Here is a 14,078-nt window from a genome sequence, read left to right on the forward strand (position 1 = left end):
TTAGTTCACCCTTTCTAATTTTTCGTTACTTGCTGCAATTAATAAGTTTAATTTGGCTAATGCTTTTCCAGAGTCAATGCTATGTGCCGCGAGTTTAATTCCTTCTTCAATCGTTTCCGTTTTTCCATTTGCGAAAAGAGCTAGACCTGCATTTAATAAAACGGTATCGCGGTAAACACTCTTTTCTCCGCTCAATACGCCGACTGTAATCTTTGCATTTTCTTTCGAATCCCCGCCTCTAATCTCTTCATTGTTCACTATTGAGAAACCGTATTTCTCAGGTTCAATACTCGTTTCTACTATTTCATTATCTTTTAAAATGACAACGTAATTTTCCCCTTGTAATGATGCTTCATCTAAAAAACCACTTCCATTTACGACAAGCGCTTGTTTCCGGCCTAACTTTTGTAATACTTGTGCAACTGGTAATAACATATCTCGTTTATAAATACCGACAAATTGTGTTTCTAAATTCACTGGATTTGTTAAAGGGCCAATTAAATTAAAGATCGTCGGCACGTTTAATTCTTTTCTTATTTTCATAATGCGCCTTAATGCTGGGTGCATCGCTGGTGCGAATAAAAATGCGATTCCGACATGCTCTAATAAATAATCAATTTCGTTTGGCGTACTACTAATATTTACACCTAGTTCTTCTAATAAATCTGCACTTCCTGTTTTACTAGAAACAGCGCGATTACCATGTTTTGCAACCTTTACGCCAGCTCCTGCCAGTACAAATGCCGATGTTGTGCTAATATTAAACGTTTGGGCACCGTCACCACCTGTCCCGCAATTGTCCATTGCTCCTTGTATATGGTTCGAAAACGGCAATGCCTTTTCGCGAAGAGCTCGAACGAGACCGTATATTTCTTCTGCAGTTTCACCTTTCGCTTTCAGTAAGACTAAGAAAGCTGCAATTTCACTTTCTAATATGTTTTCATTTAATAAAAGTAGTCCTGCTTTATACATTTCCTCTTCTGTTAAATGTTGCCCCTCCACTAATTTACGAAGATAGTTATTCATATTCTTTCCTCCTCTTTCACTTCACCTAAAAAGGCACGTATTAACTTTCCGCCTTCTTCTGTTGCGATTGATTCCGGATGAAACTGTAATCCGAAGAGCGGATAATAATTGTGACGGACTGCCATTATTTCTCCGTCGTCCATCGCTGTCGCTAATATGTCAAAACACTCTGGCAAGCTCGTTTGCTCTGCAACAAGAGAATGATAGCGCATTGCTGTTAGCGGCTGCATCACATATGAAAAGATTGACGTTCCGTTATGTTTCACACGCGATGTTTTTCCGTGTCTAATACGTTCTGCTCTAACAATGTCTCCTCCAAATGCAGCTATGATCGCTTGGTGGCCAAGACAAATCCCTAATATGGGAACGTTCTTATAAAAATGATGGATGACGTCGATACAAATGCCAGCACCCTCTGGTTTTCCTGGTCCTGGTGAAAGTACAATTCCTCTTGGACTCATCTCTTCTAACTGTTCTATCGTTATTTCATCATTTCTTACAACTACAATTTCTTCTTCATGTTCGCCTAACAGTTGGTACAAGTTATATGTGAACGAATCGTAATTATCGATAAGTACAATCATTTCATTACCTCCAAAAGCGCTCTCGCTTTATTTAATGTTTCTTCATATTCAGCTACTGGATCTGAATCGTAAACGACTCCTGCTCCTGCCTGAACGTATGCTTTTTCATCCTTTACGACCATCGTTCGAATGGCGAGCGCCATATCAAGATTTCCTGAAAAACTAACGTATCCAACTGCACCAGCGTATACATTTCTTTTTTCATTCTCTAGTTCATTTATAATTTCCATCGCTCTAATTTTCGGAGCTCCAGAAACCGTCCCTGCTGGTAAGCAATACGCTAACGCATCAAATCCGCTCATTTGTTTTCGCAATGTTCCGTAAACTTCAGATACAATGTGCATAACGTGAGAGTATTTTTCTACTTTCATATATTTATCTATCGTAACCGAGCCGATTTCGCTCACTCTACCAATATCGTTTCGCCCAAGATCTACAAGCATCATATGCTCTGCTCGCTCTTTCTCATTGCCTAACAGTTCTTTTGCGATTTCTTCATCTTCCCTCTTCGTTTTCCCCCTCGGCCTTGTACCAGCAATTGGATTCGTCATCACTTTATCCTCCCTTACTGATAGTAAACTTTCCGGCGAAGAACCGAGTACAACATAATCTTGGAAATCGATATAGAACATATATGGTGATGGATTTGCAATTCGAAGTTTTCGATATAACGCGAATGAATCACCAATACATTCACTTTGTAAACGCTGTGACAGTACGACTTGGAATATATCTCCCGCTCTTACATATTCTTTCGCCATTTCTACCATCTCACAAAACTCTTTTTCCGTTATAGAAGAAGTGAATGATAATGTGGATGGTATTGCATTTACTTCAGCTTCTTCTCCTTGTAGCACTTCTTCTTTGTATACTCGTAGTCTTTCGTATACTTCCTCATAATTTGCTGAATCATCTTCCCTGCATACATATACAAACGAAAACTTTTGGCGTAAATGATCGTAAACGATAAACTCACGATATAGTAAAAGGTGCACTTCCGGAATATTTAATGGGTCGTGTAAATCCGCTCCAATGTTTTCATACTGCCGAATGACATCATATCCAATATAACCAACTGCTCCTCCGCAAAATGGAAATGGACTGTCTACTTGTGATTGTGCAATTACTTCTTCTAACACTTGTAGTACGTTACCTTGTAACTTTTCTGCCCGGCCGAAAATCGTTCGTTCCACTTCCGTACCAACGCTTTTCACTTCTCCATAAGGATTACATCCTAAGTAAGAATAACGCCCTTTATCTTGATGAAGCTGTGAACTTTCTAATAAGAATTTCTTCTTCCCTTTCATACGTCTATATAAAGAAATTGGCGTAATGCTATCTCCTTCTTCTTCATCGATTACTAAAAATGTCTTTCTCTCTCTTTTTTGTTTTATAAATTCTTCTTTCGTCATCATGTCCTTCACCTCGCTCTGAAAAATAAAAAAGTCCTCTACATATCGAAAATATGTAGAGGACGATAAATATACCGCGGTACCACCTCGTGTTGGATGCAAAAGCATCCCGCTTTGTTCAGGTACAAAATTTATACCTTATCCTTGTAACGGCGGAACCCGGGTTGCCTACTGAATATAATTGTTCAGCATACCTCTCGTAAGCCCATTCCGTATATGGCACCGTACCGGGCTCCCACCTATTCCCGGCTCTCTGTAACGTCTCCAATATACGTACTCTTCTTACTTAAACGATTTCATTTATTTAATTTTTTATACACAAAAAGGGAGTACTCATCCTATAGAAAGGACGGGTACTCCCGTGGTGCCACCTTAATTCGTTACAAATGTAACGCACTTTACCGTATCAAAAACAATACGTGTCTCTTGTATCGATGAGATCATGTCGCCAAAGCCTACTTCTTTCGTTTCGGTTTGGAAGCTCCGAAGCCCATTCCACATCAATTCCATACTGATTCGCACCAACCATCAGCTCTCTGACATGTTCATCATGTGTACTCTTCTTCATCAACGCTTGCATTTTTTTAAGTTGCACTCATTATAGACCTGACTTTTTTCACAAGTCAATACTTTTTTAAAAATTTTATTTTTCTTTCCTTTCAATATTATATTGACAAAACAACCTCTTTTTATGTAAATATAATAAATACTCTATTAAAAATAAGGTTTTTTGTATGAATATTATATATTAAAAAAGTAAAATGACATCAAAAAACGCTTACATTTCTGAAAATTCATATTTCTATATGGATTTTTCAGAATAATCATGATAGATTATAAATATGCATAACGCATCAAAAGACATGACAAAAGGAAGGGGAACTACATGAGTACGCAGATGTTAACTTTAACTTCGATCTCTATCTACATGCTCGGGATGTTAGTAATTGGCTATTTCGCCTACAAACGAACGTCCAACTTAACAGATTATATGCTTGGCGGGCGTACACTAGGCCCCGCAGTAACAGCATTAAGTGCTGGAGCATCCGATATGAGTGGTTGGCTTTTAATGGGATTACCCGGTGCAATGTTTAGCGTTGGATTAAGTAGTAGTTGGATTGCGATCGGCCTAACACTAGGCGCATACGCAAACTGGCTTTATGTCGCTCCTCGCTTACGTACCTACTCAGAAATTGCAAATAACTCTATTACTATCCCAGAATTTTTGGAACACCGTTTCCACGACAAATCTCATATGCTACGTTTAGTATCTGGACTTGTTATTATGATTTTCTTTACTTTCTATGTAGCTTCAGGATTAGTTTCAGGCGCTGTATTATTTGAAAATTCATTTGGCATGAACTATCATGTTGGATTATTCATTGTAGCAGGCGTTGTTGTAGCTTACACATTATTTGGTGGTTTCTTAGCAGTAAGTTGGACAGACTTCGTGCAAGGAATCATTATGGTAGTTGCTCTTATTCTTGTTCCTATCGTAACAATTATGAATTCGAACGGACTTGGACCTGCATTTGATACAATTCGATCTGTAGATCCAACACGTCTAGATATTTTTAAAGGTGCCTCTACTTTAGGAATGATTTCTCTATTCGCATGGGGCCTTGGTTATGTCGGACAACCTCATATTATCGTACGCTTTATGGCAATTTCTTCTGTAAAAGAACTTAAAAGCGCACGAAGAATTGGTATGAGCTGGATGATTTTCTCTGTTGTTGGAGCTATGTTTACTGGTCTTATTGGTATTGCTTACTATTCACAACAAGAGTTAACATTATCTAACCCAGAAACAATTTTCCTTGAACTTGGGAAAATTTTATTCCACCCACTTATTACAGGATTTTTATTAGCCGCTATTTTAGCAGCAATTATGAGTACAATCTCATCTCAGTTACTCGTTACTTCTAGTGCCGTAACGGAAGACTTATATCGTACATTCTTCAAACGTTCTGCATCTGATAAAGAACTTGTATTTGTCGGTCGTATGGCTGTACTTGTTATTGCATTAGTTGGGTGCGCTTTAGCGTTTAAACAAAATGATACGATTTTAGCTCTTGTTGGATACGCTTGGGCTGGTTTTGGTTCTTCATTCGGACCTGCTATTTTATTAAGCTTATATTGGAAACGTATGACGAAATGGGGCGCGCTTGCTGGTATGATTTCTGGTGCCGCTACTGTTATTATCTGGACTCAATTCAAATTCTTAAAAGATTTCTTATATGAAATGATTCCAGGTTTCGCTATTAGTTTACTAGCCATCGTAATTGTTAGTTTACTAACACAACCTTCAAAAGAAGTTGAAGAGCAATTTGAGGATTTCGAAAAACAACATCGTCATAATTTATAAAAAAATCTCTGCTGTTATCGTAACAGCAGAGATTTTTTTACAGTTCGACAATCTTCTTATCAAATTTAACAAATTCTTTATGTTTCGTTAAATTTAACATAACACTACTCCTTTATAGTATGAGTATCAGCACTTATACAGAAAGGGGACTCCAACATGTTAGCAGCTTTCCAGCAACAACAAACACGAAAATTTTCACCTATCACAAATACTTCTGCATCTTGTTTAAACATGCAACCTAACCCGCCTAAAATTTCAATTGCTCCTTCTGTTATTTCAGTCATCGGTGTTCATATAGAAAAACATAAATTAAAAATAAAAACGGGACAAAACATTGTGTTAGCAGCTTCCATTTTGCCAATACAAGCAACGAATAAAGAGCTTATTTGGTCAAATATGAATTCTGATATCATCACCATATATCCAAAAGGTGACACCGTGACGATTACTGGAAAAAGTGCAGGTAAAGCAGTCGTAATTGTCACAACTGCTGAAGGCAAATTCCGTGACCTATGTGTCATTCACGTACAACCTTATATGACAAACCCAAAGTAAAAGAGTGGCTTCGTAGCCACTCTTTTACTTTGTTTCAATATTTGAGTTTTTACTTTTTACAAAGTTAATAAATTGTTCTTTATTTCTTGGAGAAATAATTTCTGTTTTTATGTGTATCGTAAACAATTTCAAGTCAGTCAAATGATAATGCATGAGTTGCTATTGGATTTTTCGTATTTGAAATTTGTTTTATATCTCGTATAAATATACGTTTTGTAATGAGACCCGATCTAATCGTAATTGTTTCTTTCCCGGCAATATATTTTGCCAAAAATCAACTCCAACTAAACAACATTGCTAATGGAATTGTAAAAAGAAAATATTCTCTCCTTGCAAATATAGGAGCAAAACAGACGCCTGCAACAATAAAAAAATTGGATGTAACCATACAGCTTTTTTTGATGGAAATTCCATTTTCCTCCCCCTTCTACACCCGTATTTCCATAAAACAAAAAGAGAAGTATCACAACTTCTCTTTTCTCCCCTAACACTATAATTCCTGTGTATACACCGGCTCGTTTACGACATTTTTTGCTGTTCGCTTTTGTTGCTGCAGTAAGAAAACAGATACACCAAACAATACGAGCATGCTACCGATAATTTGCATTGCATTTAATTTTTCTCCAAGTAAGAAGAACGCAAGTATAGATGCTCCAACAGGTTCTCCTAAAATACTCATTGAAATTGTCGTTGCATTTACATAATTTAATAGCCAGTTATTAATTACATGTGACACTGTCGGCACAACCGCAAGTAAAAGAAAAACAGTCCAATCCCACTTCGTATAACCTGTAAAGGGTACTTGTAATATGACATTATAAATCCCCATAAAAAGACCTGCGAACGCAAAGACTGTAAAGCTATAAATCCAGTGCGATACTTTCTTCACTGTCGTTTGCCCGATAAATAAATAACCGACAACCGCTATTACACTTAGAAAGGATAATATGTCACCATAAATTGCTTGCTTACTTAAACCTAAATCTCCCCAACCAATGCACATTACTCCCAAAATAGCGATTCCCATCGTTGCAATGGCTGAATATGTTGTTCTTTCTTTAAATAGAAAAAAACCTCCAACTAAAGATACGATTGGTTGAAGCGCCAAAATAATTGTTGAACTAGCAACTGTTGTATGCTTTAAAGATTCAAACCATAAAAGAAAATGAAGTGCTAAAAAGAAACCAGATCCAATTAAAAAGCCCCAATCTTTCATTTGAATCCTATTAAATTCCTCTCTTTTTTTCCATACGATAGGCAGCATAATAAGCACGATAATCCATAAGCGGTACATACTTAATATTGAAGATGGTGCTGAGGACATCTTTACAAAAACTGCTGCAAAGGAAATGGCAATTATAGAAATAGCCAATGGTAGTGCGATTGATTTTTCTTGTTTCAAATCCTGTCTCCCCTCTCACCTGTCAAAAATCCCACTTCATTATATCCGTTTTCTTTCGTAACTTAAATACTAATTTTTTAGATTCTTCGTACCATTATGGTAAAATAGAAATTAAGGCACCAATTAGTGAATACTTCTTTCCTTTTCACTACAAGCGTCGCTCTTACAATCATTACAGTAAATTTTTATTTAGGGGGATCTACATGAGTCAAACAATAGGGAGAATTGAAGAAATTTCATTTTATAGCGCATCACTTCAAGAAGACGTTACACTTCTCGTTTATTTACCAGTAAATTACACACCACTGCACAAACATACAGTTGTAATTGCACAAGATGGTAGAGATTATTTTCAGCTCGGTAAAGCGCACCGTGTCATTGAGCGCCTTCGTGAAACCGAAGAAATTGACCGTACAATTATTGTCGGTATTCCATATAAAAATGTACATGATCGTAAAGAAAAATATTTCCCAAATGAAGTGAAAAATGCTGCATATATTCGTTTCCTTGCTCATGAACTGGCACCATATATTGATGAAAATTATCCAACGTACCAAATGGGAAAAGGTCGTGTTTTAATTGGTGATTCTCTTGGCGGAACAGTTTCCTTTATGACTGCACTTATGTATCCGCATACATTCGGTAAAGTCGTTATGCAATCACCATTTGTGGATGAGACAGTGATGAACTTAGCAAAAGAATTCAAAGATCCACAGGCGTTAGAACTGTATCACGTCATCGGTACAGAGGAAACGGCTGTAAAGCGTACTGATGGACAAGTATCGGATTTCGTAGGGCCGAACCGTGAGTTAAATACACTTCTTACAGATAGAAATTTCATCACGCATTACGAGGAGTTTGAAGGCAATCATACTTGGAAATATTGGCAAACCGATTTACCGAAAGCCTTCTCTCACATTCTATCAATGAAATAATAGAGAGCAGTATTCAGAATAATTTGATATAATAGATAAAGAGATTTATTTATCTCAAAATCTAACTAGACTTACAAAGGGAGGAATTGGAACATGAAATTAGGCATTGTAATTTTTCCATCTAAAATGATTCAAGATAAAGCGAACGGATTGCGTAAACGTTATGACCCGCACTACGCATTAGTTCCGCCACATATTACATTGAAAACACCCTTTGAGGCGCAAGATGAACAATTAGAGTCGATTGTAAACGAATTACATGCAATCGCAAGTAAAACGAACCCTTTCACCCTTCATGTTGGGAAAGTTGGTTCATTCGCACCTGTTAATAACGTCCTTTACTTTAAAGTAGAAAAAACACCTGAACTTACTTTCTTAAATGAAGAAATGCATAGCGGGTTATTCACGCAAGAACGCGAATATGCTTTCGTACCTCATTTAACAATCGGACAAGGCTTATCAGATGCAGAGCATGCTGATGTGTTGGGCCGATTACGTATGAAAGATTTCTATTACGAACAACCAATTGATCGTTTCCATCTTCTATATCAATTAGAAAATGGAACATGGACTGTACACGAAACATTCCGTCTTGGAAAGGGGAACAACTAATTTGCACGCACAGATTGTACAAACGGACGAACAACTAAGAGATGCATTCTCTGTACGTAAACAAGTGTTTGTAAATGAACAACGTGTCTCTGCTGAAGAAGAGTACGATGAGTTTGAAGAAACTTCAACACACGTTGTTATATATGACAATGATGTTCCAGTTGGTGCTGGACGTTTTCGCACCCTTGATGGTATAGGAAAAATGGAACGCATTTGCGTGTTAGGTTCCCATCGTAAAAAAGGGATTGGAAAAATTGTTATGGATTCTCTTGAAGCGTATGCAAAAGAAAATTCGCTACCAAAATTGAAACTTCACGCTCAAACACATGCTGAAGATTTCTATAAAAAACTTGGATATGTAACAAGTTCTGATGTATTTATGGAAGCAAATATCCCGCACGTCGTAATGATAAAAGAATTGTAATTTGAAAGCAGGAGGTGACCCCTCCTGTTTTTTTACATTGCTATTTTCTTTTTCTTCCGCTAAAGTTAAATGTTGATGCTATAGTTTTGAAGGTGAACATATGACACAAGAAAAATTTTCACAAAAATCGTTAACACACGCTGATATTCCGCGTGCGACATATCATATTCCGAAAACATCTACCCATTTAATTATGGAAGAAGATGTAGATGCGGCTTATTTCCGCGCTCTAGAACAACAAAATGTTTTTTTAAACGAAAAACAATTAGAAGCTGTGCGCACAACAGAAGGTCCTGTTCTTACACTAGCTGGTGCCGGAAGCGGGAAAACATCTGTTTTAACAACTCGCGTTGGTTATTTAGTAAATGTAAAACAAGTTCATCCACGAAATATTTTATTACTTACATTTACACAAAAAGCAGCTGAAGAAATCCGAAGTCGTGTTGCGAAGTTACCAGGTATGAGTCATGCAGCAAGTAGCTACGTTGTTGCTGGTACATTCCACTCTGTTTTCTTAAAATTGCTTCGTAGTCAAGGGTATAATCAGCAAATTTTAGCAAATGAAAAACATAAACAAATTATGATAAAGAAAATCTTGAAAGAATTGCGTTTAAAAGACGATTACGATGCTGAAACGATGCTCGCGATGATTTCACTTGAAAAAAACAAATTAAATCGTCCGAAAGATGTAAAAGCGAAAACACCAGTGGAACAAGAATTTAAAGAAGTATATGAACGTTTTGAAGAGGTAAAACAACGATACAATTATATTGATTTCGATGACATCTTATTGGAAACATATTATATGTTAGAAAATAATGCTCCTTTACTAACTCAATTACAACAACGTTTTCACTACATTGAAGTAGATGAGTTTCAAGATACATCCTATGCACAATATGAAATTGTAAAATTGTTAGCCACGCCAAGAAATAATTTGTTCATCGCAGGTGATGATGATCAAGCAATTTATGGCTGGCGAGGGGCAAGTCACCAAATTATTTTATCTTTTCCAAAAGAATTTGATAACACAACAATTATTGCACTAAATACGAATTATCGATCCAATCCCTTTATCGTCGGGCTTGGAAATGAAGTTATAAAATTAAATCAAGAACGTTTTGATAAAGAGCTATACTCCGTTCGTGAGGAAGGTGTACAACCTTTTTATGCAAGACCTGCTACGACTCTTGATGAAGCAAATCAAATTTTACAGCTCATTCAAGAAAAAGTAGATAGCGGTGAACGAAACTATAAAGATTTTTGTTTACTGTATCGCACACATTCTGTAAGTCGTTCGTTACTTGATCAGCTTACCATTCATAAAATCCCGTTTATTAAACACGGGGCGAGCCAATCATTTTATGAACATTCTTTAATTAAGCCTGTATTAGATCATTTAAGACTCGTGATTGAGCCGTTTCGACTAGAATCACTTTCAAACATATTGCCGACGATGTATATCGGACGTGATGATTGTATTTCATTTATTGAACGTGAACAATGGAAATATGGTGAGGGACGCTTCCCTTCTCTTCTTCATTTCTTACTATTAAATCCAAGCTTAAAACCTTTTCAAGTGAAAAAGGTAAATGAGCGCATCGATTTTATTAAGTTTATTAAAGAATTAGAACCGAAAAAAGCATTAAAAGAAATCATTCATGGTAAAGGAAAATATTTAGAGTACTTACAAAGTAACGATCGTTCTTCCTTTACGATGCATAAAGACATACAAGAAGAAATGTTGGAAGAATTAATGGAGTCTGCAACTCGTTTCACCGATATTCCAGCTTATTTACAATTTATCGACGAGGCGATTCAAGGTCAAAAAGAAATGGAAGCATTAAAAACAATGCCGCAAAAAGATGCCGTTTCACTTATGTCAATCCATAACGCAAAAGGCCTTGAATTTCCATGTGTCTTTTTACTTGGAGCGAGTGATGGAATCCTGCCCCATACTTCTTCTTTAAAAGATGCAAATGATCGTATTACGGAAACTTCTGAAGCGCTAGAAGAAGAACGCCGATTACTGTATGTCGCCATTACACGTGCGAAAGAAGAACTTTACATTTCTTCTCCGCAATTTTTCAGAGGAAAGAAATTAGACATATCTCGTTTTTTATATACTGTGCGAAAAGATTTACCTGAAAAGACATCCACTAAATAAGGATGTCTTTTTTTATATCACGTTATGTACATCCCTCCTATATAAATTCCTTGTTTTTATCGTGAGAATTAACGTAATATCAGCCATATCCCACTCATATTGTAATAGTGTATGTCAGAACTCACGAGAAGGAGTGAACATAATGAGCTGCAATTGTAACGAAGACCATCATGAACATGATTGTGATTTCAACTGTGTATCTAATGTCGTTCGCTTTATACATGAACTGCAAGAATGTGCAACGACAACATGTGGATCTGGTTGCGAAGTTCCATTTTTAGGAGCACATAACACTGCATCAGTAGCGAATACACGTCCTTTTATTTTATACACAAAAGCCGGAGCACCTTTTGAAGCATTTGCACCATCTTCAAGCCTTACTAGTTGCCGATCTCCAATTTTCCGCGTAGAAAGTATAGATGATGATGACTGTGCTGTATTACGTGTATTAACTGTAGTATTAGGTGATAACTCACCCGTACCACCTACTGATGACCCAATTTGTACATTTTTAGCTGTACCAAATGCAAGATTAGTATCAACCTCCACTTGCATTACTGTTGATTTAAGTTGCTTCTGTGCTATTCAATGCTTACGCGATGTTACAATTTAAAACTAAATAATGAGTTAAGCATGGATTGGGTGGCAGAGTATTCTGCCACCCAATCCATGCTTAAAGAGTATTCTTATGTAAATTTCTTAAAATTGGGAACTTGTCTAGAACATAGAACCTGTCCTTTTCATTAACTGAAAGTAGAAACAGATAAAGGAGTGAAAAACATGTTCTCTTCTGATTGCGAATTTACTAAAATTGATTGCGAGGCAAAACCAGCTAGTACACTACCTGCCTTCGGTTTTGCTTTCAACGCGTCTGCACCTCAGTTTGCTTCACTATTTACACCACTATTATTACCTAGCGTAAGTCCAAACCCAAATATTACTGTTCCTGTAATAAATGATACAGTAAGTGTTGGAGATGGCATTCGAATTCTACGAGCTGGTATTTATCAAATCAGTTATACATTAACGATTAGTCTTGATAACGCACCTGTAGCACCAGAAGCTGGTCGTTTCTTCTTATCATTAAATGCGCCAGCTAACATTATTCCTGGATCAGGTACAGCGGTTCGTTCTAACGTTATTGGTACTGGTGAAGTAGACGTATCCAGCGGTGTTATTCTTATTAACTTAAACCCTGGTGACTTAATTCAAATTGTACCAGTTGAGTTAATTGGAACTGTAGACATCCGTGCAGCAGCATTAACCGTTGCACAAATTAGCTAGTAAAAAGCGGTATTTCTAATACAGAAATACCGCTTTTTATATATAATAAAAACACTCACAGTAACATGAGTGTTTCATTCTTCATAGTGTTTTATTGTGTTCTTCTTTTTCCCACAATTACATCCCTTTTTCTTCACAAATCCTTGTTGTTGCAATTGTTCTTGATATGCCTGTTGTTGTGCATGGTGCTGTTGCTGTATTTGATACCACTGCTGCAGGTCATATGAATTTTGCCTTGGATTATTGCTCACAGCAAACATCTCCTCTACTGTCAATTCTGTCTATTTACTATATGAACAACTCTTTATTTCCGTTCCCTCATTCTTTTAAACTCCGCTTTTTCTCTTATTATGAAAATATATTATTCTCCCATAAAATATCCTGTAATCGTTTCAATGATTGCTGCTGCTCCTGCAATAGCTAATAATGCAAGTAACGGCTCCGCAACAATAGGAATCCAATTATATAAAACTAATAAAAAAGCACTAACCCATACACCTGTACACCAATAACAGCTTAATAATTCGCCAATCCACTTTCTTAATCCTTTACCTTTCACTTTTGTAAACGTTGATACACTTCCATCTGGCTCCGTAATCTCTAATTCATCAATAAATGGTCTTCGCAAAAAGGCTGTAATTTTATCATAAACAATTAAACGAGTGAGCCTAAAAGCTGCTAACGCGAAAATAAAAAATAAAAGCCAGCTTGTAAACAGCATAATTCCACCTTCCCTTATCCTCTTTCGCCTATTTAAAAAAAAAGGTCTTGAGATTGTGACCAAATCTCCTCGACTCCAATATCTTATTAATGTAAATACAAACAAGAAGATAAGGAGTGACATTAATGAGTTGTAACGAAAATAAACACCATGGCTCTTCTCATTGTGTAGTTGACGTTGTAAAATTCATCAATGAATTACAAGATTGTTCTACAACAACGTGTGGATCTGGTTGTGAAATCCCATTCTTAGGTGCACATAACACTGCATCAGTAGCAAATACACGTCCTTTTATTTTATACACAAAAACTGGAGATCCTTTTGAAGCATTTGCACCATCTGCAAGCCTTGTTGGCTGCCGATCTCCAATTTTCCGTGTGGAAAGTGTAGATGATGATAGCTGTGCTGTACTACGTGTATTAAGTGTAGTATTAGGTGATAGCTCTCCTGTACCACCTACTGATGACCCAATTTGTACGTTTTTAGCTGTACCAAATGCAAGACTAGTATCGACATCTACTTGCATTACTGTTGATTTAAGCTGTTTCTGTGCGATTCAGTGCTTACGCGACGTTACTATCTAATAAGTGA

General features: G+C 36.7%; 15 protein-coding genes, 1 pseudogene and 2 other annotated features. Of the genes and pseudogenes, 9 read left to right on the forward strand and 7 right to left on the reverse strand.

The genetic code is table 11. The annotated features are described in order from the left end of the window. The 3 genes from trpD to trpE are packed head-to-tail and all read right to left on the reverse strand — an operon-like array spanning position 1 to position 3,025. Entirely contained in the window at positions 1-1,026 is a 1,026-nt protein-coding gene (gene trpD, locus ACS2QP_RS10755) for an anthranilate phosphoribosyltransferase (RefSeq protein ID WP_061113631.1), read from the reverse strand. Further along, complete coding sequence (locus ACS2QP_RS10760; protein ID WP_438882414.1) at positions 1,023-1,610, reverse strand: aminodeoxychorismate/anthranilate synthase component II; 588 nt, start codon at positions 1,608-1,610, stop codon at positions 1,023-1,025. Before ACS2QP_RS10760 ends, trpD begins: the two co-directional genes overlap by 4 nt. Further along, the gene (trpE, locus tag ACS2QP_RS10765; RefSeq protein ID WP_438882415.1) at positions 1,607-3,025 is read right to left on the reverse strand and encodes an anthranilate synthase component I; all 1,419 of its coding nucleotides are present in this window, start codon (positions 3,023-3,025) and stop codon (positions 1,607-1,609) included. Before trpE ends, ACS2QP_RS10760 begins: the two co-directional genes overlap by 4 nt. A 52-nt stretch (positions 3,026-3,077) precedes the next feature. Continuing rightward, positions 3,078-3,322 (reverse strand) — a binding site (T-box leader). A gap of 42 nt (positions 3,323-3,364) precedes the next feature. Continuing rightward, positions 3,365-3,602 (reverse strand) — a binding site (T-box leader). Between the two features lie 306 nt (positions 3,603-3,908). On the opposite strand from trpE, the gene putP reads away from it, so the two are divergent. Further along, complete coding sequence (gene putP, locus ACS2QP_RS10770; RefSeq protein WP_000107210.1) at positions 3,909-5,387, forward strand: sodium/proline symporter PutP; 1,479 nt, start codon at positions 3,909-3,911, stop codon at positions 5,385-5,387. Between the two features lie 156 nt (positions 5,388-5,543). Further along, positions 5,544-5,942: an Ig-like domain-containing protein gene (locus ACS2QP_RS10775; RefSeq protein WP_065223880.1), complete on the forward strand. Its 399-nt coding sequence runs from the start codon at positions 5,544-5,546 to the stop codon at positions 5,940-5,942. Between the two features lie 24 nt (positions 5,943-5,966). On the opposite strand, the pseudogene ACS2QP_RS10780 reads toward ACS2QP_RS10775, so the two are convergent. Both ACS2QP_RS10780 and ACS2QP_RS10785 read right to left on the reverse strand, forming a co-directional pair. Next, positions 5,967-6,356: pseudogene (locus tag ACS2QP_RS10780) on the reverse strand (PH domain-containing protein). Positions 6,357-6,432: 76 nt separating this feature from the next. Next, on the reverse strand, positions 6,433-7,344 hold the full coding sequence (locus ACS2QP_RS10785; RefSeq protein ID WP_000806939.1) for a DMT family transporter: 912 nt from the start codon (positions 7,342-7,344) through the stop codon (positions 6,433-6,435). A 203-nt stretch (positions 7,345-7,547) separates the two neighbouring features. On the opposite strand from ACS2QP_RS10785, the gene ACS2QP_RS10790 reads away from it, so the two are divergent. The 6 genes from ACS2QP_RS10790 (at position 7,548) to exsF (ending at position 12,766) form a co-directional block, all read left to right on the forward strand. Beyond that, positions 7,548-8,279, forward strand: a complete 732-nt coding sequence (locus tag ACS2QP_RS10790) for an alpha/beta hydrolase (protein ID WP_000084013.1) — start codon at positions 7,548-7,550, stop codon at positions 8,277-8,279. Positions 8,280-8,372: 93 nt separating this feature from the next. Next, complete coding sequence (locus ACS2QP_RS10795; protein ID WP_063535892.1) at positions 8,373-8,891, forward strand: YjcG family protein; 519 nt, start codon at positions 8,373-8,375, stop codon at positions 8,889-8,891. 1 nt (position 8,892) lies between these two features. Next, entirely contained in the window at positions 8,893-9,315 is a 423-nt protein-coding gene (locus ACS2QP_RS10800) for a GNAT family N-acetyltransferase (RefSeq protein WP_326263389.1), read from the forward strand. Positions 9,316-9,415: 100 nt separating this feature from the next. Continuing rightward, complete coding sequence (locus tag ACS2QP_RS10805) at positions 9,416-11,482, forward strand: ATP-dependent helicase (RefSeq protein ID WP_438882416.1); 2,067 nt, start codon at positions 9,416-9,418, stop codon at positions 11,480-11,482. A 142-nt stretch (positions 11,483-11,624) separates the two neighbouring features. Further along, the gene (gene cotY, locus ACS2QP_RS10810) at positions 11,625-12,095 is read left to right on the forward strand and encodes a spore coat protein CotY (RefSeq protein WP_001277698.1); all 471 of its coding nucleotides are present in this window, start codon (positions 11,625-11,627) and stop codon (positions 12,093-12,095) included. Positions 12,096-12,262: 167 nt separating this feature from the next. Further along, positions 12,263-12,766 carry an exosporium protein ExsF gene (exsF, locus tag ACS2QP_RS10815; protein WP_000492934.1) on the forward strand — a complete coding sequence of 168 codons (504 nt, stop codon included), beginning with the start codon at positions 12,263-12,265 and terminating at the stop codon, positions 12,764-12,766. Between the two features lie 74 nt (positions 12,767-12,840). On the opposite strand, the gene ACS2QP_RS10820 is transcribed toward exsF, so the two are convergent. Continuing rightward, positions 12,841-13,026, reverse strand: a complete 186-nt coding sequence (locus tag ACS2QP_RS10820; RefSeq protein WP_014894818.1) for a hypothetical protein — start codon at positions 13,024-13,026, stop codon at positions 12,841-12,843. 101 nt (positions 13,027-13,127) lie between these two features. Then, positions 13,128-13,487 carry a DUF1360 domain-containing protein gene (locus ACS2QP_RS10825; RefSeq protein ID WP_000899662.1) on the reverse strand — a complete coding sequence of 120 codons (360 nt, stop codon included), beginning with the start codon at positions 13,485-13,487 and terminating at the stop codon, positions 13,128-13,130. A 125-nt stretch (positions 13,488-13,612) separates the two neighbouring features. Here ACS2QP_RS10825 and exsY point away from each other — a divergent pair, with 125 nt between their 5' ends. Beyond that, positions 13,613-14,071: an exosporium assembly protein ExsY gene (gene exsY / locus ACS2QP_RS10830; RefSeq protein ID WP_001277737.1), complete on the forward strand. Its 459-nt coding sequence runs from the start codon at positions 13,613-13,615 to the stop codon at positions 14,069-14,071. Positions 14,072-14,078: the final 7 nt, after the last annotated feature.

The organism is Bacillus cereus group sp. Bce019 (assembly GCF_051781745.1).
GTDB lineage: Bacteria > Bacillota > Bacilli > Bacillales > Bacillaceae_G > Bacillus_A > Bacillus_A cereus.

What these genes read in the sequence shown, in the direction of transcription:
- cotY (WP_001277698.1), top strand. Translation starts at nt 11,625, where the DNA reads ATGAGCTGCAATTGTAACGAAGACCATCATGAACATGATTGTGATTTC.
- ACS2QP_RS10775 (WP_065223880.1), top strand. Translation starts at nt 5,544, where the DNA reads ATGTTAGCAGCTTTCCAGCAACAACAAACACGAAAATTTTCACCTATC.
- ACS2QP_RS10805 (WP_438882416.1), top strand. Translation starts at nt 9,416, where the DNA reads ATGACACAAGAAAAATTTTCACAAAAATCGTTAACACACGCTGATATT.
- exsY (WP_001277737.1), top strand. Translation starts at nt 13,613, where the DNA reads ATGAGTTGTAACGAAAATAAACACCATGGCTCTTCTCATTGTGTAGTT.
- ACS2QP_RS10760 (WP_438882414.1), bottom strand. Translation starts at nt 1,610, where the DNA reads ATGATTGTACTTATCGATAATTACGATTCGTTCACATATAACTTGTAC.
- ACS2QP_RS10820 (WP_014894818.1), bottom strand. Translation starts at nt 13,026, where the DNA reads ATGTTTGCTGTGAGCAATAATCCAAGGCAAAATTCATATGACCTGCAG.
- exsF (WP_000492934.1), top strand. Translation starts at nt 12,263, where the DNA reads ATGTTCTCTTCTGATTGCGAATTTACTAAAATTGATTGCGAGGCAAAA.
- ACS2QP_RS10825 (WP_000899662.1), bottom strand. Translation starts at nt 13,487, where the DNA reads ATGCTGTTTACAAGCTGGCTTTTATTTTTTATTTTCGCGTTAGCAGCT.
- trpE (WP_438882415.1), bottom strand. Translation starts at nt 3,025, where the DNA reads ATGATGACGAAAGAAGAATTTATAAAACAAAAAAGAGAGAGAAAGACA.
- trpD (WP_061113631.1), bottom strand. Translation starts at nt 1,026, where the DNA reads ATGAATAACTATCTTCGTAAATTAGTGGAGGGGCAACATTTAACAGAA.
- ACS2QP_RS10795 (WP_063535892.1), top strand. Translation starts at nt 8,373, where the DNA reads ATGAAATTAGGCATTGTAATTTTTCCATCTAAAATGATTCAAGATAAA.
- putP (WP_000107210.1), top strand. Translation starts at nt 3,909, where the DNA reads ATGAGTACGCAGATGTTAACTTTAACTTCGATCTCTATCTACATGCTC.
- ACS2QP_RS10790 (WP_000084013.1), top strand. Translation starts at nt 7,548, where the DNA reads ATGAGTCAAACAATAGGGAGAATTGAAGAAATTTCATTTTATAGCGCA.